General features: G+C 41.3%; 22 protein-coding genes and 1 tRNA gene. 21 read left to right on the forward strand and 2 right to left on the reverse strand.

Annotation, left to right across the window (positions count from 1 at the left end; all coding sequences use genetic code 11):
- The first annotated feature begins 9 nt into the window (after nt 1-9).
- Genes ECA1_RS14910 through ECA1_RS14920 form a run of 3 tightly spaced genes read left to right on the forward strand, consistent with a single transcriptional unit; the run spans nt 10 to nt 1,850 of the window.
- A complete protein-coding gene (locus ECA1_RS14910; protein WP_010749336.1) occupies nt 10-195 on the forward strand; it encodes a DUF3188 domain-containing protein in 186 nt (61 codons plus the stop codon).
- A complete protein-coding gene (locus tag ECA1_RS14915; protein WP_060792911.1) occupies nt 195-608 on the forward strand; it encodes a DUF3284 domain-containing protein in 414 nt (137 codons plus the stop codon). The genes ECA1_RS14910 and ECA1_RS14915 overlap by 1 nt, the downstream gene beginning before the upstream one ends.
- Nucleotides 609-668: 60 nt before the next feature.
- Nucleotides 669-1,850, forward strand: a complete 1,182-nt coding sequence (locus ECA1_RS14920; protein ID WP_060792912.1) for a GNAT family N-acetyltransferase — start codon at nt 669-671, stop codon at nt 1,848-1,850.
- Between the two features lie 76 nt (nt 1,851-1,926).
- Here ECA1_RS14920 and ECA1_RS14925 read toward each other — a convergent pair.
- Nucleotides 1,927-1,998 (reverse strand) — tRNA-Arg (locus tag ECA1_RS14925).
- 69 nt (nt 1,999-2,067) lie between these two features.
- Here ECA1_RS14925 and ECA1_RS14930 point away from each other — a divergent pair.
- From ECA1_RS14930 to ECA1_RS14950, 5 genes are all read left to right on the forward strand, one after another.
- Nucleotides 2,068-3,000 carry a DUF7916 family protein gene (locus tag ECA1_RS14930; protein WP_060792913.1) on the forward strand — a complete coding sequence of 311 codons (933 nt, stop codon included), beginning with the start codon at nt 2,068-2,070 and terminating at the stop codon, nt 2,998-3,000.
- A gap of 96 nt (nt 3,001-3,096) precedes the next feature.
- Complete coding sequence (locus tag ECA1_RS14935; RefSeq protein WP_060792914.1) at nt 3,097-3,792, forward strand: ThuA domain-containing protein; 696 nt, start codon at nt 3,097-3,099, stop codon at nt 3,790-3,792.
- Nucleotides 3,793-3,899: 107 nt separating this feature from the next.
- Nucleotides 3,900-5,024, forward strand: a complete 1,125-nt coding sequence (locus ECA1_RS14940; protein ID WP_005229492.1) for a baeRF6 domain-containing protein — start codon at nt 3,900-3,902, stop codon at nt 5,022-5,024.
- A gap of 278 nt (nt 5,025-5,302) precedes the next feature.
- Entirely contained in the window at nt 5,303-5,503 is a 201-nt protein-coding gene (locus ECA1_RS14945; RefSeq protein WP_003126918.1) for a cold-shock protein, read from the forward strand.
- Between the two features lie 110 nt (nt 5,504-5,613).
- On the forward strand, nt 5,614-6,246 hold the full coding sequence (locus ECA1_RS14950) for an HD domain-containing protein (RefSeq protein ID WP_010749341.1): 633 nt from the start codon (nt 5,614-5,616) through the stop codon (nt 6,244-6,246).
- A 99-nt stretch (nt 6,247-6,345) separates the two neighbouring features.
- Here ECA1_RS14950 and ECA1_RS14955 read toward each other — a convergent pair whose 3' ends face one another.
- Nucleotides 6,346-7,116, reverse strand: coding sequence for an SDR family oxidoreductase (locus ECA1_RS14955; protein WP_060792915.1), 771 nt, complete (start codon nt 7,114-7,116; stop codon nt 6,346-6,348).
- A gap of 212 nt (nt 7,117-7,328) precedes the next feature.
- On the opposite strand from ECA1_RS14955, the gene ECA1_RS14960 reads away from it, so the two are divergent.
- From ECA1_RS14960 to ECA1_RS15020, 13 genes are all read left to right on the forward strand, one after another.
- Nucleotides 7,329-10,085, forward strand: coding sequence for a helicase C-terminal domain-containing protein (locus tag ECA1_RS14960; RefSeq protein ID WP_060792916.1), 2,757 nt, complete (start codon nt 7,329-7,331; stop codon nt 10,083-10,085).
- A gap of 48 nt (nt 10,086-10,133) precedes the next feature.
- A complete protein-coding gene (locus tag ECA1_RS14965; protein ID WP_060792917.1) occupies nt 10,134-10,634 on the forward strand; it encodes a cell wall elongation regulator TseB-like domain-containing protein in 501 nt (166 codons plus the stop codon).
- A gap of 50 nt (nt 10,635-10,684) precedes the next feature.
- Complete coding sequence (locus ECA1_RS14970) at nt 10,685-11,878, forward strand: pyridoxal phosphate-dependent aminotransferase (RefSeq protein ID WP_060792918.1); 1,194 nt, start codon at nt 10,685-10,687, stop codon at nt 11,876-11,878.
- Between the two features lie 43 nt (nt 11,879-11,921).
- A complete protein-coding gene (gene asnS / locus ECA1_RS14975) occupies nt 11,922-13,220 on the forward strand; it encodes an asparagine--tRNA ligase (protein WP_005229504.1) in 1,299 nt (432 codons plus the stop codon).
- Nucleotides 13,221-13,488: 268 nt separating this feature from the next.
- Complete coding sequence (locus ECA1_RS14980) at nt 13,489-14,277, forward strand: glycosyltransferase family 2 protein (protein ID WP_005229506.1); 789 nt, start codon at nt 13,489-13,491, stop codon at nt 14,275-14,277.
- A complete protein-coding gene (locus tag ECA1_RS14985; protein WP_060792919.1) occupies nt 14,277-15,107 on the forward strand; it encodes a glycosyltransferase in 831 nt (276 codons plus the stop codon). The genes ECA1_RS14980 and ECA1_RS14985 overlap by 1 nt, the downstream gene beginning before the upstream one ends.
- Entirely contained in the window at nt 15,104-15,808 is a 705-nt protein-coding gene (locus tag ECA1_RS14990; protein WP_060792920.1) for a glycosyltransferase family 2 protein, read from the forward strand. The genes ECA1_RS14985 and ECA1_RS14990 overlap by 4 nt, the downstream gene beginning before the upstream one ends.
- Nucleotides 15,809-15,914: 106 nt before the next feature.
- A complete protein-coding gene (gene rfbA, locus ECA1_RS14995) occupies nt 15,915-16,781 on the forward strand; it encodes a glucose-1-phosphate thymidylyltransferase RfbA (RefSeq protein WP_060792921.1) in 867 nt (288 codons plus the stop codon).
- 15 nt (nt 16,782-16,796) lie between these two features.
- Nucleotides 16,797-17,369, forward strand: coding sequence for a dTDP-4-dehydrorhamnose 3,5-epimerase (gene rfbC, locus ECA1_RS15000; protein ID WP_060792922.1), 573 nt, complete (start codon nt 16,797-16,799; stop codon nt 17,367-17,369).
- A gap of 12 nt (nt 17,370-17,381) precedes the next feature.
- Nucleotides 17,382-18,410: a dTDP-glucose 4,6-dehydratase gene (gene rfbB, locus ECA1_RS15005; protein ID WP_060792923.1), complete on the forward strand. Its 1,029-nt coding sequence runs from the start codon at nt 17,382-17,384 to the stop codon at nt 18,408-18,410.
- A 42-nt stretch (nt 18,411-18,452) separates the two neighbouring features.
- Nucleotides 18,453-19,304, forward strand: coding sequence for a dTDP-4-dehydrorhamnose reductase (gene rfbD / locus ECA1_RS15010; protein ID WP_060792924.1), 852 nt, complete (start codon nt 18,453-18,455; stop codon nt 19,302-19,304).
- A gap of 16 nt (nt 19,305-19,320) precedes the next feature.
- A complete protein-coding gene (locus ECA1_RS15015; RefSeq protein WP_060792925.1) occupies nt 19,321-20,487 on the forward strand; it encodes a nucleotide sugar dehydrogenase in 1,167 nt (388 codons plus the stop codon).
- A gap of 209 nt (nt 20,488-20,696) precedes the next feature.
- On the forward strand, nt 20,697-21,497 hold the full coding sequence (locus ECA1_RS15020) for an ABC transporter permease (protein ID WP_005229524.1): 801 nt from the start codon (nt 20,697-20,699) through the stop codon (nt 21,495-21,497).

The raw sequence follows: 21,497 nt of genomic DNA on the forward strand, positions 1-21,497 counted from the left end.
ATGATTGAAATGATAAAAAACGGCTTGTTTATATGTAGTATCGGTCTACTCGTAGTCCTATACAGTATGAATCCAAGTAATCAGCAGTTAGATATATTCAGTTTTACAACAGGTATTTTCTTGCTTATTTCTGGCAGTCTTTTGTTCATGAAAGGAAAGAAGAAAGCCGAAGAGTCAGATAGGAGGAAGTCTTAATGAGAATTGAAAAAGATTTATCGATTCCAGCAAATGTCTTTTACGATCAAATTATGGATTCTGTTATCTTTGACGTACGAAAAGCAACTGGAAAAACACTTTCTAGAAAGCAACTGGCAGGATTTCAATATGTAAAGGAATTTTCTACTACGAGTCGTGCGAAGATAGAGATCGAAGAAATCATTGAAAATCAAGTTTATCAATTCAAAACAGAAACGACGAAAAATGAATTTGTCGCTCGCTATGAAGTAGCGCCGCTTGATGAAAAGAGGAGTAAAGTCATTTATACGGAAACCATGAAATCACATGGTTTCATGCAGCAATTGAATGACATGCTCTTAGGCACCATTCTAGGATATTTCAAACGCAAGCAATTTAAAAAAATGTTGAGTATGATGGAAGAAGCATATTAAGGGGTCGACTGACGCCTTTTTTGCGTTTCTTGCGTGTTTTCAAGTAGAGGAGATGAAGGAATGACAGATGTCAAAAAAATGACCGAATTCGGTTCGCAAGAAGTACTGGAATTGGTTTCTTATGCCTTTCAGTGGGAGTTGAATGAAACAAATATCAAGCGCTATCGCAAGCTTGCGGAGAATTCATGGAATTATGGTTCCTACGACGAGGATGGAAAACTAGCGAGCCAAATCATGGCAACTATTTTTGATGTGAATTTTCATGGAACGACCTATCCAATGGCAGGGATCGGTTTTGTGGCTTCTTATCCAGAGTATCGCAGCCAAGGTCGGATCGATCGGATCATGAAACAAATCATTAAAGATTGCTATGAACAAAAAATCGTTCTGTCCTATCTGGCACCTTTCTCCTTTGCGTTTTATCGCAGATATGGGTATGAATATACCTTTGAACGCACCGTTTATGAAGTTGATGCGCATCAATGGCCCGATGGCAAGAAAGTGAACGGAAGGATTCAACGCATGAATTGGGAGGAAGCACAGCCGATCATTCACGAGATTTATCATCAATTGCCTCGCCATCAAAAAGGTGGGCTGATTCGCCAAGCCTGGTGGGAAGAAATCAAGTTTGTTTTGCGCAGACCGTATACGTTTGCGATTTATCGCAATGAAGCGGGCGCTCCTGAAGGGTATTTGATCTACTTTGTTGAAGGAGGACGCTTTGATATTCAAGAGTGGGGCTATTTGACCGCTGACGCGTATCAAGGATTCAATCGGTTTATCGTTTCCCATGCAGATTCAGTAGCGCAGATCCATTATCGACCAGGGTTTGATGGGGAAGTCCTGCAAGTAAATGCAGCCAGACCATTGGCTCACTACCAAGTGCGCCCAGACATGATGGCAAGAGTCGTCGATGTGGAAGGGTTTCTAAAAAGCTATCCATTTACGTTGAAAAAAGCTGGTCGTTTTGCCATAGAAATTCAAGGGGATGAATATGCCCCATGGAATAATGGGTGTTATGAAGTGACGATCGAAAACGCTCAGCATCATGTCACGAAAAAGACCGCCACCCAGCTGCCAAAAGCAACCTTGTCGATTCAGCGCTTTGTGCAACTGTTTTTGCAGGCACAATCCCTTGATTCCTTGGTCTTTTTCCAGCAAATGGAAACGGAGAAGGAAGCTGCTGTGATGATTCAGGAAAACTTGCCAGACGGAAAGCCGATTCTGGAAGATTATTTCTAAGCAAATCGAGGCAGAGGTATTTGCTTTCCAACAAAAAAAGATTCCTTAAAAATAAGGAATCTTTTTCTTCAAAAAACGTTCCCTGCCGGAATCGAACCAGCAACTAATCCTTAGGAGGGACTTGTTATATCCATTTAACTAAGGGAACACAATAGCTATATTTTACCTGTTATTCGTGTTTCTCGCAAGATGAGAAGGAAAAGAAAGGAAGAAAAACATGGTCAAACGATTGATAAGTGCAAACTATAGTGAAATCAAAGAAATGTCGGCGCAAGAATTGAAACAATCCATTAAAGCGAGCGAAGGACGAGTGATCGTCTGTGAAACGGTGGTTCAAACCATGCCGCAAGCTGGCGACATCACCAACGCAGAAGTCGCGGCAGCTTTTGGGGCTGACTTGATTTTGTTGAATGGCTTTGATTGTTATCGTCCAGCTATTTTTGGGATGCCTGGTATCACATTGGAGCAGCTGCTTGATCCTACACAGCCCATTGAAAATCCGATTCCTCAACTAAAACAACTGATTGGACGACCTGTCGGCATCAATCTTGAGCCGATCCCAGCTACGACGGAAATGATGAGTGAAAAGATCAGCATCAGTCAAGGCCGTACAAGTTCGGTGGACACCATCAGAAAAGCCCAAGAACTCGGGGTGGACTTTCTCTGCTTTACAGGCAATCCTGGAACGGGTGTGACCAACCGAGAAATCGCTAAAGCAGTAAAATTGGCAAAAGAACATTTCTCTGGGTTGATCATCGCTGGAAAAATGCACAGTGCCGGCTCAGATGAACCTGTGGTTGATCGAGAAGCCATCATTTCTTACGCTGAAGCTGGGGCAGATATTTTGTTACTGCCTTCCGTGGGCTCGATTCAAGGCTTTCTAGAAAAGGATCTGATCGAAGCTGTTCAAATTGCCAAACAATATGACTTATTGACGATGTCAGCGATCGGAACGAGTCAAGAAAGCGCGCGTCCAGAAACGTTGCGACAATTAGCCATTATCAACAAAACTTGTGGGGCCGATCTGCAGCATATCGGTGATGCTGGCTATGGCGGCATGGCACCGACCGAAAATATTTTCGAAACATCAGTTGCAATTAGAGGTATGCGCCATACGATCAATCGTGTCGGGCGTTCAATCAACCGTTAAATCAGAAAAAATTACTAGCGAAGGAAAACGGAGAATCGTTCTGCTTCGCTTTTTGCATTTTTTTCGCTAAGTTAGAAAGAAAGGAGGAAACACAAAATGAAACAAGCATTGATCATTTACGGAGGTTGGGAAGGACACGCCCCAAAAGAAACCAGTCAGTTTTACCAAACGTTGCTGGAGTCAGAAGGATATCAGGTGACACTCGCCTCAGATTTTGAACCTCTCTATCATAAAGAAGAATTAAAAAGGCTGGATCTGTTGATCATGAATTGGACGCGAGGAGAATTGCCTGATGAGCCGCTGCAAAATGTCACTCAGGCTGTAGCAGAAGGGTTAGGATTAGCAGGCGTTCATGGCGGCTTTGCCTCGGCTTTTCAAGCCAGTAAAGGCTGGTTGTTTCTGACTGGCGGCTGTTTTTTGGCACATCCTGGTGGATTGGAAACGACCTATAGCATCGATCTTACGACAGATCACTATATTACGGCAAATACTCAATCGATCCCTCAGTTGACGACGGAGCAATACTATTGTCTGGTTGATCCAGCCGTCACTGTGTTAGCTACCTCAACATTTGCCGCTAAAGATCATCCGAATGCAGCTAACCAAGACGTCATACTGCCAATGATGTGGATCAAAAAATGGGGCAAGGGCAGAGTCTTTTTCCAATCCGTTGGACACAGTCTAAAAGAGCTAGAAGAGCCCACCATTCAGACTTGGACCAAACGAGGCTTTCTATGGGCCACCAGAAATACCTTGGCTGATCCGCTGAAAAATAGCCAGTATAGTGAGTAATCAGAAAAACGAATGAGGAAATAAACGCGTGCAATCGTTTTACTTTATGGAAGAAAATAAGCATGGTACACTTTATTTGTATTTGATTAAGCAGGAGGTAATGTGGAATGGGAAAATTTGGAAAAAGTTTTTTATCGCAGGTAATATCTGACGGAATCAAAGGACCATTTGTCACGATCATGCTCAATACGCATGTCGGCCACCAGAATGTCGAAAAGGATCAAATCAAATTTAAGAACTTTGCCAAAGATGCGAAGCGCCGCTTTGAAAAGAAATACCCAGAACATTCTTGGGATCTTTTTCAAACGAAAATTGATGAACTGCTTGCAGATCAATCATTTTGGCGTAACAGTACAACGAGTGTGGCGGTGATTATCACACCAGAAGATGTACTGGTCCATCGGTTAAGTATTCGTGTGGATGATCAATATTATGTAGGGGAAACCCCGTATGTATTAGCTGTCATCAAAAACGCACAATTTAATTACCCATTTTATCTCTTAGCGTTGAATCGCGATTCAATGCAAGTCTATCAAGTTGAAAACAATCAAGTGCGTGAAGTCGAGTTGCCAGAAGAGGCACCGACAACGATTGAAAAAGCGCTGGGGGAAGAAATCACAGGCGGCGGCAACTTTAATTACAGTGCCCAAGGTGGCCCTAACTCAGGGGGAGAAGGCGTCGCTTATCACGGCTTTAGTGCCAAAGATGAAGAAGTCGAGATCGATCACGTCAACTACTACCAAGCAGTTGATGCATTTTTTAAGAATGATTTTTCAAACGAAGAGCATTTACCAATGTATCTTTTTGCTTTACCAGAAAATCAAACGCTGTTTAAAAAAGTGGCAAAAACGAACTTTTTCAAAGCAGAACCAAGCATCTCCTCTTCACCAGCATCGTTATCTTTGAAAGAGATCCAAACGTGTACGCAAAAGCTGATTGCGGAGTTGACACAAAAAGAAGTTGGGGAATACGGCAAGCTGTTGGATCGGAAATTTATTGACCAATTGGTTGATATCGTACCTGCAGCTAAAGAAGGCAGAATCGCCAATCTGTTTGTAGCGACTTCCAATCTCGCCGATGGGTTTGGAGAAGATCCTGACACGGAATACGATCGTCGCCAAGTGTTAAATACGCTGGCAATCGATGTTTTAGAAAATGGCGGCGAGGTATCTATTTTGGAACAAAAAGATGCCCCAGGAGAAAAAAGTTTGACTGCGATTTTGCGCTACTAAACGCAGTTGCGTCCTTCGTAAATAAATCGTTTCCAAAAAAGAAAAGACTGTTGCAGATCTTTAGTGCAGCAGTCTTTTTGCGAATTATAAAAAAATAAAGGCGTTTTCATTTTTTTTGATTTTCTATTAGTCATAAAGAAGATAATGTGCTATAATACAAAGTGTAGTTTTTGTTACGGTAAATTATGGTAGCTTGTTTCATCTTAAACATCTTCCACATTTTCACCTTATACAAGTAATTGCAAAATATGTGTATAAACACAAGGAGGATTTTTATTATGGAAACAGGTACAGTTAAATGGTTTAACTCAGACAAAGGTTTTGGATTCATCACTGCAGAAAACGGTAACGATGTATTCGTTCATTTCTCAGCTATCCAAGGCGAAGGCTTCAAAACTTTAGAAGAAGGTCAAGCAGTGACTTTCGATATCGAAGACGGACAACGTGGCCCTCAAGCGACTAACGTTAACAAAGCGTAATTTGTGAATGCCTTTTAAGAGCAGCTTAGCTGCTCTTTTTTTTGTGCGCGTGATATTTGCTTGCGGAGAAAGTAGTTGTTATACTCTTAGAAAAAAAAGGAGGCAAACTGATGGGATTGAATGAATTTATTCTTGGATTGGCTAATTTAGAAAAAATCCAACGAGCACCTGGATTTTTTAAGTTTACCGAGCACAGCGTGGCCGCTCATTCGTTTCGAGTAACCATGATTGCCCAGACCTTAGCCGATATCGAAGAACAAGCGGGAAATCAAGTCGATTGGCAAATTCTTTATGAAAAAGCCTTGAACCATGATTACACGGAACGTTTCATTGGCGACATCAAAACGCCAGTCAAATATGCAAACAAAGAATTGCGGGCGATGTTATCAACCGTTGAAGAAAAAATGACCGATGCCTTCATCGAAGAAGAAATCCCCCAAAGCTTTCAAGCGACGTATCGCAGACGCTTGGCGGATGGCAAAGACAACAGCCTTGAAGGACAGCTGTTGGCAATTGCGGATAAGATCGATCTTTTATATGAATCTTTTGAAGAGATCTCAAAAAGCAACCCCGACAAAGTGTTCAAAGAAATGTTTCGTGAAGCGGTTTTGACGGTCAAAGCGTTTCAGCATCGTCCATGTGTGACCTATTTCTTTGAAGCCATTTTTCCCGAGTTATTGAATGCAGATTTTTATGGCAAGACTGCTTTTCTAGAAGAAATCGCAGCTTTGGTGGAAAAATAAACAAAAAGAAAAAACGAAAAATCAAGAAATGATCCATCTCACAGGTTTTACTTGAAACAAGTGAGGGGATCAGGTTTGATTTTTCGTTTTTTTGTTGTATTAAAGCAAAGATTCCGCTCCATCAATATAGACTTCCGTTCCAGAAATATTGCCGGCAGCCTCTGAAGATAGAAAAAGCACAAGGTTGGCGACTTGTTCTGGCACGCCTGTTTCTTGTTTTAATGGTCGAGAACGTTCTGGATATTTGACGGGGATCTCAACGCGAGCAACCTCTTCTTCAATTTCTGTGCTGGCATCGATATTCGTTGCGATCGCCCCAGGGCAGATAGCATTGACCCGAATATTATAACCAGAAAGTTCCAGCGCAGCCATTTTTGTAAAGGCGACTTGACCTGCCTTAGATGTACTGTAAGCAGTCGCACCAAAATTGCTGAAGATGCGGTTTCCATTGACCGAACTCGTAATGACAATGCTGCCGCCTTTTGCTTTCATAAATGGGATCGCCGCTTTGACGGTAATAAAGGTACTGCGTAAATTTGTGTTGATCGTCTGGTCCCATTCTGCCACCGTCAATTCTTCGATCGGTGTCCAAGTACCGTTGATGCCGGCATTGACGTGGAGTACATCGAGACCGCCTAGTTCTTCCACAAGACCACTCATCGCTTCTTGCAGCTTCTCTGCTTCAGTGACGTCAACGGCACGATAGTGGGCTTGTGCGTCATAGTCAGCAAGAAACTCCTGCAGCTCCTCTTCGTTGCGATCAATCAATCCAACAAGTGCGCCCTGTGCTAGAAATTGTTCTGCCACCGCTTTTCCAATCCCTGAAGCAGCCCCGGTTACAATCACTCGTTTGTTTTTGAAATCATTCATTTTTTTCGCCTCCTTATAGTAAATTATAAAAAAGATCCCTTTTTTTGTCGAAAAAAGCGATCAGGGACGAGTGACAAATTTCTTTAGCTGATAAATACGGACACTGGATAGTAAGGTTCTTCTTCCTACGAACCCTCGTATCCGATGGGAAAACAGATGTAATCGCCATTGATTTTGTAGTATAATGCAGACAGTGTGCAAGGAGGAATACAATGAAACCCATATACGCTGTGGTGGATCTTGAAACAACAGGAACCGATTCGACGATTGATCGAATTATTCAATTTGGCTGTGTCTTAGTCCAAGATGGCAAGATCATTAATCGTTTTGCCGCAGATATCAACCCTGACCGCAGAATTTCTAAGCAAATTCAACGATTGACACACATCACAAACCAGCAAGTAAGCAAAGCGCCTTATTTCGAAGACATAGCTGACACGATCTACAACTTACTCAGCAATACGATTTTTGTGGCGCATAACATTTATTTTGACTATCATTTTTTAAGCAATGAATTTGTTCGTTGCGGTCTGCCGCCTTTATCGATTCCAGGGATCGATACGGTGGAATTGGCGCAAGTGTTTTTGCCGACAGAAAGCAGCTTTCGCTTAGGTGATCTGGCAGACAGCATCGGCTTTCGTCATGACAACCCGCATCAAGCCGATAGTGATGCAGAAGTGACCGCAGCATTATTTTTATACATTGAAGCAATCATGCGACAGCTACCATGGACGACTCTTAAACAGATTGCGCTTTTAAGCGGTCAGATGGGGATGCAAACGAGTGAGTATATTCACGGAATCTTGAAAGAAAAAGGACCAGAGTTGGCGGAAGATCTCGAAGTGATCGACGGTATCGTCTTGCGGAAAAAGATCGTCCCACTTTTTGAAGCTACGCATTTTCAAGAAACGTATCCGAAAGTTAAAACGGAAAAAGAACAGCGCTTTGGCCAGCACTTAGTCTATCGGAAACAACAAGCACGCTTGATGAATGCGGTGTATACCCATTACACCCAACCAGAGAAAAATTTGATTATTGAAGCAGAAACGGGGATGGGAAAAACCATCGGTTACTTGTTTCCAGCCGCTTATTTAGCGACGCCAGAAAATCCATTGATCGTTAGCACCTCATCGATTCTTTTACAAAATCAGATCATTAGCAAAGACATTCCATTGGTGAACCAAGTACTGCAGCAGCCTTTGCAAGCGGTCTTGGTCAAAAGCCATCGTCATTACATTGATTTGCAGCGCTTTAAAGCGACGCTGGATCAACCGGTAGAACAAAAGCAATACGCCCAATATCAGATGGGGATCTTAGTCTGGCTGACCAAAACAGAAACAGGTGACTTTGATGAATTGAATTTAGTTCGTCTTGATCATCCTTTATTTACCGACATTCGCCATCGCGGGGTCGACTTTTTAGCCAAAGATCAACCCTTCTATGAACAAGATTTTGTTCGACATTTATATCGGCGGATGGCGCAAAGCAATGTTTTGATCGTCAATCATGCCTTTTTAATGCAGGAAAACCGACGGGCGCAGCCACTGTTGCCAACGAGTGATTATTTGTTGATCGATGAAGCCCAACAGTTGCCGCAGCAAGCAGAAGGATTTAGTCAACATGTCTTTGACTCTGCTCATTTCAAGCGGCAGTTTTTACAGCTGAATGAAGAAGGACTATTTGAAGAAATTGCCCAGATCATTACCGAGGACGATTTTTTGCAACGGATGTTCTCGTTGTATCGAAATGCATTGTCGGTTTTGGTCGAAACACAAGAACAGTATTTTCGCACCTTATCAATCGATGCCCCAGAATTACAAGTCGTTCAGCATCGTGACCTCTATGATGGGACCTTAGAGCAGGACAAGCTACATCAAAAATTGAGCCTCTATTATCAGGAAATCAATGAGATTCAACAGCAGCTGCGTCAGCGATTCGAGTTGACCAATGATCGGTGGTATGCAAGACAACGGATCGTGATTGCCCGTTTATTTGATTTCTTTAGTCAAATGGACGCACAGGAACAAACAGTGACCGCGTGGTTGACTTGGTGGCATCCTCGTTACGTTCATTGGCTGAAAAAGCATCCCCAGTCAGGAAATGCTGTGATTGAGTTAGCTGATCTAGAAGGACATTCGATCGTGGAGAGCACATGGTACCAACGCTATCAGCACATCATTTATCTAGGGGGGACATTGAAGATCCCAGGCAACAAAGAATATTTTGCCCATCAGATCGGCTTGACGGATGTGCCAGTCAAAACGATTCCTGCCTTTTATGATTACAGCAAGCAAACGCGACTGTATGTAATCAAAAAAGGTCTCTCGATCCAACAAGCATCAGCTGCCGAATACGCGGATTATTTAGTCGAAGCGTTGGTCCCGATTTTGTTTGACAATCCGCAACCAGCGCTTGTGTTGTTTACGGCGCACGAAACTTTGAAAAATGTCTATGATCGATTGAATAAAAAAGCCCTGCATTATGGCAGAGAAATCGTTGCTCAAGGGACTGGCGGAACCCGTGAGAAAATCTTAAAGAAATTTTTATTAGCGGAAAATGGTATCTTATTAGGGACTAGCAGTTTTTGGGAAGGGGTCGATTTACCAGGACAGGCACTGAAGATCGCTGTGGTGACCCGATTGCCTTTTGAGAACCCTAAACAACCCATGGTCCAAGCACGGCACGCCTTTTTGGAAGCAGAAGGCATTGATTCTTTTAAAGAAGATGCCTTACCTAAAGCGATTTTACGGCTGCGCCAAGCATTGGGGCGCTTGATCCGTTCCGAGGAGGATACCGGCGTGATGGTCGTCCTTGATCGACGCTTGCTATCGACAAAGTATGGCAAACGAATGGTCAAAGGCTTACCCAAAAACTTACCTCTGATTGAAGCAAGTCCAACCGAGATTGCCGAAGACATCCAGCATTTTTTTGCGCAAGAGGAAAAAGCAGCAGCCGATTTTGAAAAATGAGTTGAACATCTGATATAATGGATTTTATTTAAGATTGGAGTACGAAGTGTGAAAACAAAAGACAAAGAACATCGGCGTGTGGTTATTTTGCTGAGTGCGATCACAGTCTTACTGGTCGTTATTCTCTTCGCTTCTATTTTCTATCTCCGTTCTTCTCGTCCAATGCGACAAGCAAGAAACGAAGCAATCGAAATAGCAGAAAGATACACCGATTTAGCAGAGGTCGAACAATTTTATTGGTTTACCCGTGAGGAAACCTCCTTTAGCATTGTTGGAAAGGATACGAATAACAATGAGATCGTTGTGATCATCCCAAAAAGCGGTGAGAAGGTTTCTGTTTCTAATCAAGCGGATGGGCTGACGGAAGCACAAGCTAAGGCATTTGTTCGCGACAATCATCAAGGTCAGGAAATCCAAAAGGCCGCATTGGGTATTTTTGAAGGCGAGCCAACTTGGGAAGTCATGACGAAAGATGGCGATGGTCGTTTGAACTATTATTTGATTGGTTTCAAAGATGGCGAAGAAATCAAAGCGATCACTGAACTATAGGAAGACGCTTATGATAGAATGAATTTTGGATCGTAGAAAGGATGATAAACATGGTACTTTCAAAAAGAGCAGAAAAATTGGAACCCTCCGCAACGTTAGCGGCATCTGCTAAGGCAAAAGCGTTAGCGGACCAAGGTGTAGACGTATTAAGTCTAACTGTCGGTGAACCCGACTTTATTACCCCGAAAAACATTCGCCAAGCAGCGATCGCAGCGATTGAGAGTGGCAAAGCTAGTTTTTACACAGCAACTGCGGGGATTCCTGAATTAAAACAGGCGATTCTTGCTTATATGAAAGAGTTTTATGGTGCTGACTATGATTCAAACCAAGTGATCGTGACAGATGGCGCAAAATTTGCCCTTTATACGCTGTTTCAAGCGCTCCTTGATGAAGAGGATGAAGTACTCATTCCAGTGCCTTATTGGGTCAGCTATGCGGAACAAGTCCGTTTAGCAGAAGGGACACCTGTGTTTGTTGAAGCCAAGCAAGAAGCCGATTTTAAAGTTTCTGTGGCTCAATTAGAAGCTGCTCGTACAGAGAAAACGAAAGCCATCATTTTAAACTCGCCTGCCAACCCTACAGGGGCGATTTACTCAAAAGAAGCGTTAACGGCAATCGGCAACTGGGCAGTGGAAAATAATATTTGGATCATTGCCGATGATATCTATGGTCGTTTGGTTTATAACGGCAATACCTTTACATCGATCGCAAGCTTATCAGAAGAGATCCGCAAACAAACCATCGTGATCAACGGCGTTTCTAAAACCTATTCTATGACTGGGTGGCGGATCGGATTTGCTGTCGGCGATGCAAAAATCATCAAAGCGATGGTCGATATCGCTTCCCAAGCTACCAGCAACCCGCCGGCTGCTAGCCAATACGCAGCAGTTGAGGCACTGACTGGGAATCAAGAATCGATCGAAGTGATGCGTCAGGCCTTCGAAGAGCGCTTGAACAAACTATATCCGCTAATTGCCGCTATTCCTGGTTTTCAGGTGACGAAACCCCAAGGCGCGTTTTACTTGTTCCCAAATGTCAAAGAAGCCATGACGATGTGCGGCTATCAAACCATTGATGCCTTCGTGGAGGCCTTGCTGATGGAAGCCCACGTGGCAGTAGTGACTGGTGCTGGTTTTGGTACACCAGATTATTTACGCATCAGCTATGCAACTGATTGGGACACGTTAGCGGAAGCTACCAAACGAATCCATGATTTTGTTGAAAAGAAACGCCAAAAAGCTTAAAATGCTCTATGGTGCCTTTATTAATTAGATAGGAGAGAATCAAGTGGAATCTATTCAAATTTTAGATGCAAAAAAACACGTTGGCGAAACCGTTCAAATCGGAGCATGGGTTGCTAACAAACGTTCTAGCGGCAAGATCGCCTTTTTACAACTTCGTGACGGAACAGCGTATTTTCAAGGAATCGTTGTAAAAAGTGAAGTAGGGGAAGAAGTTTTCCAATTAGCGAAAAATCTAAATCAGGAAACTGCCGTACTGGTCACTGGGGAAATCAGAGAAGACAGCCGCTCAAAATTCGGCTATGAAATTGGTATCTCTGGTTTAGAAGTTGTTGGGGAAAGCCATGATTACCCAATCACACCAAAAGAACACGGAACAGATTTCTTGATGGACCATCGTCATTTATGGTTGCGTTCCTCAAAACAACACGCCATCATGCAAATCCGAAACGAAATCATTCGGGCAACGTATGAATTTTTCAACAAGAATGGCTTCATCAAAATCGATCCACCGATCCTAACCGGATCAGCACCAGAAGGAACGACTGATTTATTCGAAACCAACTATTTCGATCAAAAAGCATATTTGTCTCAGTCTGGTCAATTGTACATGGAAGCTGCCGCTATGGCGTTTGGCAAAGTCTTTTCTTTTGGACCAACTTTCCGTGCCGAAAAATCAAAGACACGTCGTCACTTGATTGAATTTTGGATGATTGAACCAGAAATGGCCTTTATGCACCAAGAAGAAAGCTTGGAAGTCCAAGAGCAGTACGTGGCATTCTTAGTGCAAAATGTGCTCGATAACTGTGACTATGCATTAGACGTCTTAGGCCGTGACCGTGAAGTCTTGAAAAAATACACCAAATTACCATTCCCACGAATCTCTTACGATGATGCAGTGGCATTATTACAAAAGAACGGCTTCGATGATATTCAATGGGGCGATGACTTTGGCTCACCACATGAGACCTTTATTGCCAATTCATTCGATCAGCCCGTCTTTATCTTAAACTATCCAAAAGCCATCAAACCCTTCTATATGAAGCCACATCCAACGAGAGAAGATGTCGTGATCTGTGCCGATATGATCGCACCAGAAGGATATGGCGAGATCATAGGCGGTTCTGAACGTGCCATCGATCATGAATACCTGCTAGAACAAATCCGCGCCCACGGCTTGGACGAAAATGAATATTCATGGTATTTAGATCTACGCAAGTACGGCTCAGTTCCTCACACCGGCTTTGGTCTTGGATTAGAACGGACCGTTACCTGGTTATCAGGAATCGAGCACGTAAGAGAATCCATTCCGTTTCCACGGTTGTTGAATCGGATTTATCCTTAATTTAAAAAGATTTTGTGCGAAAGCGTAAACGATTCACTCATCACACCATCCCTTGCTAGAAAGTCTCTAGCGGGGCTGGTGTTTTTATCTGCTCTTGATGATGAGGGATTACTTCAGAAAAGAAGCAAGCAGCAATCCAACGGGCGGATGGGACTGAATAGAAGAAATCGCTTTGCTTGCTCGAGTGTGCTTTTTTTACGCGCGGGGATATGATATAATAACAAATTGACTAGTATCTCTCATTTTATAACATTAAGGACAATACACTATGGATAATAGAAAAACGAATAAAATAATCATCAGTATTGTGACACATAATAGTCGTGATATATTCAAAACATTGGATCATCTGGAGAAAGAGATAGGAGAGGATCCACGCTTTGAAGTGAAAATATTTGATAATAATTCGAAAGCAGAATACATTGCTAAAATGCAAGATTATCCATTTGTCACTGTCATCTCAGCCAATGAAAATCTTGGATTTGGTCATGGACACAATCAATTATTAATGAATGCAACGCAAGAATACGGATTTATTTGCAATCCTGATATTCTTGTCACGAAAGAATCAATTGAAGGATTATTAAAAAGAATTCAAGAGAATGAAGCAGCTGTCGTAGTTCCTCAGGTTTTGAACGAAGATGGCTCTATTCAGTATTTAGTAAGAAAACGATTAGCTGTATTCGATTATTTCTTGCGATTTATTCCGTTTCATTGGGTAAAAAAAGTATTTAAAAAAAGACTGTCTGCTTATGAGTGCCGTGACCTTCCACAAGATCAAACCAGTTATATCCGAATGGGCTCTGGTTGTTTTATGTTGGTAGAAATCGCTCGCTTTAAAGAAATCGGCGGCTTTGACGAACAGTTCTTTATGTATTTTGAAGACAATGATTTGTGTTTGAGATATGAAAAAGCGGGGTACCGCATTTTGTATACGCCCTTTGAAAAAGTCGTGCACTTATACGGTAAAGGAGCTCATAGAAGTGCAAAACTCTTTTTGGTGTTTATGCATTCGATGATGAAATTTTTTAATAAATGGGGTTGGAGGCTGTTTTGATGAACCGTTTATTTGTGACGATCGTAATGTATGAAAGAAGCTGGCAAGAAGCGTCGGCTTCACCGCTTTTGGAAAAAGCGGTGAAGAACCAGCAAATCCAATTGCTGGTTTATGATAACAGTCCACAAAGTCATGATGAGCCTTTTTTTCAGCATCCATTAGTGACCTATTTCCATGATCCAGCCAATCCCGGCCTCTCCAAAGCATACAATAAAGGGTTTAAGTCTGCGTCTAGCGGCGATTTTGATTTGCTGCTTCTCTTGGATCAAGATACGGAGCTGACAAAAGCCTACCTAAACTTTCTTATGACTGAGACGATCGGAACTGAAATAGGTGCTGTTGTGCCGCTGATTTACAGTGGCACAACACAGGTATCACCGGTCTTAGCTGATCGTTACATCAATCGAAATCTGGCATATCCTGCTATCGGTGAGCAAAAACAGCGGATTATGGCAATCAATTCCGGCACCGCAGTCACTCTCGCGGCTATAAAAAAAATCGGCGGATTCAATGATGCTTTTCCGCTGGATTTTTTAGATCATTGGCTTTTTCTTCGCTTACATCAAGAAGGCTTTCGGTTTTTGATCGCAAACCAAAAGTTGAATCATGATCTTTCAGTCATGCATTATAAAACGATGACTAGGGAAAGATATGAGCAGATTCTTACCAGTGAATCGAAATTCTATAGGGATTTCGATAAAGAAAAGAAAAAGGAACATGAAAAACAGCTTTTTTTTCGAACAATAAAACAAGCACTTTCACCCAAAATGTGCCGATTCAGTCGAAGAACATGGAAAGAATACTTGTCATTTAGGAAGGATCATTTATGATATCAGTATGTGTAGCCACTTATAACGGAGAAAAGTATCTTCAAGAACAGCTGGACAGCATTCTAATTCAACTTGCACCTGATGATGAGCTGATTATTTCGGATGACTTCTCTACTGACAAGACAAGAAATATCCTCGATTCTTATCGCGCAGATCCCCGAATCAAACTTTTGGAAGGACCGCAAAAAGGCATTATCAAGAATTTTGAACACGCAATTAAGCAGGCTTCAGGCGATCTGATTTTTTTGGCCGACCAAGACGATGTGTGGCTTCCCGATAAAGTTGCTGATACAAAATCAAAATTTGATCAAAAAAAAGAGACACAGGTAGTCATTTCTGATTTGAGAATTGTCGATGAGCAGCTTGAAGTGATTGAACCCTCCTATTTTGCCTATCGGAATGTAAAAGTCGGATTTTTACGAAATGTGCTTAAAAATAAATACATCGGAGCAGGCATGGCTTTTCGAAGAGAGTTGAAGCCAGCTATTCTTCCGTTTCCGCAAGCAATTCCAATGCATGATATGTGGATCGGTGCAATGGCAGGCAACCGTATCGAACTTATTGATAAGCAGTTAACGTTGTATCGAAGACATGAAAAAAATGCCAGTGAAATCAAAACATCCGCTTCATTTGGCCAGCAATTCGTGTGGCGCTGGGGTTTAATAAGAAGCCTGTTCATGAGAAAAGTATTTGATAAATAAAAGTTACATTTTCATTTCAAAACTTTGAATTGAATGACAAAGCTTTCTAGAAATGAGATAATGCTGTGGTGAGAAATACAAGTAAATTATTTAAGGAGCGTAATGAATGAAAGGGATTATTTTAGCAGGCGGTTCAGGAACACGCCTTTATCCATTAACAAAAGCAACTTCTAAACAATTGATGCCTATTTATGACAAACCAATGATTTTTTACCCAATGTCTACATTGATGTTGGCGGGGATCAAAGAAATTTTAATTATTTCCACTCCTCAAGATACTCCTCGCTTTCAAGAGTTATTCGGCGATGGCAAAGACTTAGGACTGCAAATTGACTATGCAGTACAGCCAAGTCCTGACGGCCTCGCTCAAGCATTCATTATTGGGGAAAAGTTTATCGGCACTGATAGTGTTTGTTTAGTCTTAGGAGACAATATTTATTATGGCGGCGGTCTATCGAAAATGCTTCAACGAGCTGCTGCAAAAGAATCAGGTGCAACTGTTTTTGGCTATCATGTAAATGATCCTGAACGATTTGGTGTAGTGGAGTTTGATGACGATATGCACGCCTTGTCTATTGAAGAAAAACCTGAGAAGCCGAAATCAAATTATGCTGTAACAGGTCTGTATTTCTATGATAACGAAGTAGTCGAAATAGCCAAGAATATCAAACCGTCTGCGCGTGGAGAATTAGAAATTACCGATATCAATAAAGTTTATCTAGAAAAAAATAAACTTTCTGTTGAAGTCATGGGAAGAGGTTTCGCTTGGCTTGATACAGGAACACATGAAACATTGCTTGAGGCATCTACTTTTATTGAAACGATTGAAAAACGGCAAAACTTGAAAGTTGCGTGTTTGGAAGAAATATCATTCCGAATGGGCTATATCACAAGAGAGCAGTTGGTTGCTTTAGCTGAGCCATTGAAAAAAAATCAGTATGGTCAATATTTATTACGACTAGCTGCTGAATAAAGAGGAGACGCTTTGATGAAAGTTATAGAAACAAAATTGACAGATGTAAAATTAATAGAGATGGACGTTTACGGCGATCATCGAGGTTTTTTTACTGAAAGCTATTCAAAAGAAAAATTTTCAGCACAAGGAATTGACTTTGATTTTGTTCAAGATAACCACTCATTATCTGCTGAAGCAGGTGTGTTAAGAGGCCTGCATTTTCAAAAAGGTGAAGCAGCACAGACAAAATTGATTCGTGTGGTGACTGGTGCGGTACTTGATGTTATCGTAGATATTCGTAAAGGCAGCCCGACCTATGGAGAGTGGGAAGGGTACTTGTTAACCGAACACAACCATCGTCAGTTATTAGTACCTCGCGGATTTGCTCACGGGTTTATGACACTGACCCCAAATGTGAACTTCTTGTATAAGTGTGACAACTATTATAATGCTGAAGCTGATGGCGGCATTGCATTTGATGATCCCGATTTGGCAATTACTTGGCCTATAGATGTGAAAAAAGCGATTCTATCAGAAAAAGATAAAAAACATCCAACACTGAAAGAATTTGAAATAGAAAATACATTTGTCTATGGTGAAGTATAAGGAGTGAAAGTGATGAAAAAAATTATTGTAACCGGTGGAGCAGGATTTATCGGCTCTAACTTTGTTCATTATGTGATCAATAATCATCCTGATGTTTTTGTAACAGTTTTAGATAAGCTGACCTATGCGGGAAATAAGAACAATCTTAATGGTCTTCCAAAGAATCGCTTCGAATTAGTTGTCGGCGACATTGCTGATCAGGAGCTGGTAGATAGATTGGTTCAGGATACAGACGCTGTCGTTCATTATGCTGCAGAATCTCATAATGACAACTCGTTGAAAGATCCTTTTCCGTTTGTTCAAACCAACATTATTGGAACGTATACGCTGATAGAAGCATGCCGAAAGTATAATGTAAGATACCATCATGTTTCAACCGATGAAGTATATGGCGATCTTCCTTTGAGAGAAGATCTTCCGGGACATGGCGAAGGAGCGGGAGAAAAATTCACGGACAAAACGCCGTATAACCCATCAAGTCCTTACTCTTCAACAAAAGCTGGTTCCGATCTTTTGGTAAAAGCTTGGGTACGCTCATTCGGTCTCCAAGCGACGATCTCCAATTGTTCTAATAATTATGGACCTTATCAACACATTGAGAAATTTATTCCTCGACAAATTACCAATATTTTGAGCGGCATCAAGCCGAAATTGTACGGTGACGGGAAAAATGTCCGTGACTGGATTCATACAAATGATCATTCATCAGCTGTGTGGACGATTTTAACAAAGGGACAAATGGGTGAAACGTATCTCATCGGTGCCGATGGTGAAGAGGATAATAAAGCAGTAATTGAACTGATTTTAGAACTAATGGATCAGCCCAAAGACGCGTATGAGCACGTAAATGATCGACCAGGTCATGATTTACGCTATGCAATTGATTCGACAAAATTGAAAGAAGAATTGGGCTGGCAACCGGAATTCACCAATTTCCGAGATGGCTTAGCCGATACGATTGAGTGGTATCGCAACAACGAAGAATGGTGGAAGACAGAAAAAGAAGCGGTAGAGAAAAATTATGCTGCGAATGGACAATAAATAAAAGCAGGGAAACCTGCTTTTTTTGAAGGGATGAGAAATATGATTTTACTGACAGGCGGAAATGGGCAGCTGGGCACGGAGCTGCGACATCTATTAGATGAAAAAGGATTAAAATATGTCTCAACGGATGCCCAGGAAATGGATATTACGGACGAACAAGCAACTCTTGCGTTTATTCAAGAATTAAAACCGACCGTTATTTATCATTGTGCTGCATACACAGCAGTAGATAAGGCGGAAGATGAAGGCAAGGAACTTGATGAGAAAATCAATGTCAACGGGACGGAAAACGTGGCGAAAGCGGCGAAAGCGGTAGGAGCAAAGTTTGTTTACATCAGTACTGATTATGTGTTCGATGGAACGAAAAAAGAGGGGGTCTACAAAGAAACAGATAAGCCGAATCCTCAAAATGAATACGGTCGTACAAAATTGTTGGGTGAACAAGCAGTGAAAGATCTTTTAGATGAATACTTCATTATCCGAACTTCATGGGTTTTTGGTAAATATGGACATAATTTTGTATATACAATGAAACGTTTAGCGCAAACGCACCCGCGCTTAACCGTCGTTGATGATCAATATGGCCGTCCAACATGGACCCGAACATTAGCTGAATTTATGGTTTATATTATCGAAAACAATGCAGACTATGGGATCTACCATCTATCAAATGACAATAGCTGTTCATGGTACGAATTTGCCAAAGAAATTCTGAAAGAAACGGATGTTGAGGTTGCACCTGTCACTTCAGCAGAATATCCGCAAAAAGCAAAACGACCACAATACTCGGTGTTGGATCTTACAAAAGCAAAGAATACCGGTTTTGTTATTCCTACTTGGGAAGAAGCATTGGCTGATATGACTGCATCTTTAGAGAAAGAAGAAAACTAGAAAAAGAGGGATCATGATGAAAGTTTCCGTTTTTGGTTTAGGTTATGTAGGATTAGCAAACGCTTTGTTATTGGCGCAAAAAGAAGAAGTACTTGCTTATGATATTGTGGATGAAAAAATCGATCAATTGCAAAAGAAAATCTCACCTCTTGAAGACAAAGAAATTCACCAATTTTTGGAGCGGACAGACTTGTCCGTTCATTTCACCAAAGCTTTTGATGAAGCTGTTGACTTTGGGGATGTATTAATTATTGCGACGCCTACAGATTACGATGAGCATAAAAACTATTTTGATACGTCGACTGTAGAATCGGTGATTGAAAAAGCGCTGGAGTTGCGTCCAGATGCTGTGTTTATTATTAAATCAACAGTTCCTGTAGGGTATACATTAGATCTTAAAGCACGTTTTAACACAGAGAACATTTTATTTTCACCTGAATTTTTGCGTGAGGGAAAAGCTTTATACGACAATTTGCATCCTTCGAGAATTGTTGTTGGAGAATGCAGTGAGCGAGCGAAAGAGATCGCCGAGATGTTCAAGCGAAATGCATGGGAAAATGAAATTCCCGTGCTTTTAACAAATCCGACTGAAGCTGAAGCAATAAAACTGTTTTCTAACACGTATCTGGCGCTGCGCGTGGCATATTTCAACGAATTAGATACCTATGCGGAAGTGAGGGGACTTGATTCACGACAAATCATTGAAGGCGTCGGGCTGGATCCTAGAATCGGCTCCCACTACAACAATCCGTCTTTTGGATACGGTGGCTACTGTCTGCCCAAAGATACCAAGCAGCTCCTAGCTAACTATGATAAGGTTCCGAATAATATCATTCAAGCGATCGTCGAAGCAAATACGACCCGCAAAGATTTCATCGCGGAGCAGATCCTTGATCGACAACCGAAAGTTGTGGGCATCTATCGATTGACTATGAAAGCTCATTCTGATAATTTCCGCTATTCTTCCATTCAAGGAATTATGAAGCGGATCAAAGCCCATGGAATCAACGTAGTAGTATACGAGCCTTCTTTAAAAGAGAAATCCTTCTATAACTCTGAAGTTATTGATGACTTTGAGACGTTTAAAAAGATCTCTGATGTTATTGTAGCAAATCGTATGGAAGATGTACTGCATGACGTAGAAGACAAAGTATACACAAGAGATTTGTTTGAAAGAGACTAAAAACTTTGAGAAAAAGGAGGCCAAATTTCGTTCGTTGAATGCGGCTTTCTTTTTTTCGTTTAATCTGTCAATGAAACATTAATTTTTTTTCTCAATTTTTGAAATGATCTGGTAAAGGTTGAGAAAGAGGGGAATGTCGAGTATACTTTTTAAGGATAGCTTTAAAAAGTTTTACCGTAAAAAAGATTAGTGGAACCTTAAAGGAGAAAATGATGTTCGAGCGTAAAAATAGAATTTTATTGAAAGAATTAGTAAAAACCGATTTTAAACTAAGATATCAAGGAAGTATTATGGGCTATGTTTGGTCTGTTTTAAAGCCCTTGATGCTGTTTACTGTCATGTATGTGGTCTTTGTACGTTTTCTTAAATTTGGACAAGATGTTCCTCACTTTGAAGTGGCGTTACTTTTGGGAACCGTTCTATGGAGCTTTTTTAGCGAAACGACAAATTTAGGTATGTCATCAATCGTCACACGAGGCGATCTGCTTAGAAAACTAAGCTTTCCTACACATATCATTGTTATTGCTGTATCGATCAACGCCTTAATCAATCTAGTAATCAGCCTTGTGATCGTTCTTTTATTTGCGATGATCAATGGAGCGGATATTTCAATCTATGCTTTTTTAGCACCGCTGCTTCTGATTGAACTCTATGCCTTTTCATTGGGCGTGTCTTTTATTTTGGCAACAATCTATGTTAGGTTTCGGGACATTGGACCGATCTGGGAGGTTGTCCTTCAAGCGGGTTTTTACCTTACACCGTTAATTTACCCATTGACACTTGTAATGAATATGGACGTGAACATTGCCAAACTTTTGATGATGAATCCAATGGCTCAAATTATTCAAGATATGCGGCATATCTTAACAAGTACAAGCAATATTACGGTATGGCAATTAATAAATACGAATTGGATCGTCGCAATTCCATATGTTTTGCCATGGATCGTATTAGTTGCTGGCTACATGATTTTTAATAAAAATTCGAAAAAATTTGCGGAGATTATTTAA

The sequence above is a fragment of the Enterococcus casseliflavus NBRC 100478 genome, from assembly GCF_001544095.1.
GTDB classification, from domain to species: domain Bacteria; phylum Bacillota; class Bacilli; order Lactobacillales; family Enterococcaceae; genus Enterococcus_D; species Enterococcus_D casseliflavus.